The sequence below is a fragment of the Ruegeria sp. AH12 genome (assembly GCF_056541465.1).
Genome location: NZ_JBQFYL010000140.1, coordinates 1 through 755 on the forward strand (window position 1 = coordinate 1; position 755 = coordinate 755).

Here is a 755-nt window from a genome sequence, read left to right on the forward strand (position 1 = left end):
GGTCTGGCGCACGATGTCAACGGACCTATGGGTCAAGATCGAAACCTTCGGCTTTCCCATTGCCTTGATGGCGTTTCTGATGATGCAGTTCAACCTGCTACAAAGCTATATGGATGATCCCGACAAGCAATAACTGTTCTTGCCCAAGCGTAACAAGCTAACAAAATTTCTTGGCTTAAGCTTGAAGCTGTGAAAAGTTGGGTCACCACCCGCACCACTCAACCCCGGAGATCAGCGCCCGAATGATGGCATTTCCCAACAGTGGATTCCTGTCCGAAGCCTCTGAAGAGCTGCGCACCATGCTGGCAGCCCAGGCCACCGAAGTCACATTGGATCGGGGCGATGTCCTGTTCGAGCAGGACGATGAAGGCGATGCGCTCTATGCCATTCTTTCCGGTGCGCTCGAAGTGTCATTTCTTGCGTCGAGCGGGCGCAAGCTTTCTCTCAGCATGATGCGCCCAGGTGAGGTGTTCGGGGAAATCGCGTTGTTCGACAGCGGTCCCCGCACCGCAACCGTTACTGCAGCTGAGCCCTCCAAAGTCCTGCGCGTTCGCCAGAAAGACATGATGGCGCAGATCCGGGAACATCCTGACCTTGCGGTGGATCTGATCCGCTTGGCCGGTCTTCGCATGCGTTATATGGGCGCTCAATTGAACGAGCAGGTATTCCTGCCGATGCCGACCCGACTGGCGCGCAAGCTTTTGCACCTGGCAGGACAACAGGACAGCCCAACGGCACGTATCACGCTTTCGCAG

General features: G+C 56.0%; 1 protein-coding gene and 1 pseudogene. Both read left to right on the forward strand.

Annotated elements, in window-relative coordinates:
* Positions 1-133, forward strand: a pseudogene (locus ACR0EL_RS22190) (septation protein A); the annotation flags it as partial.
* Positions 134-242: 109 nt separating this feature from the next.
* Positions 243-755 (forward strand): Crp/Fnr family transcriptional regulator (locus tag ACR0EL_RS22195; RefSeq protein WP_480502317.1); only part of this gene is annotated, 513 nt, incomplete at its 3' end.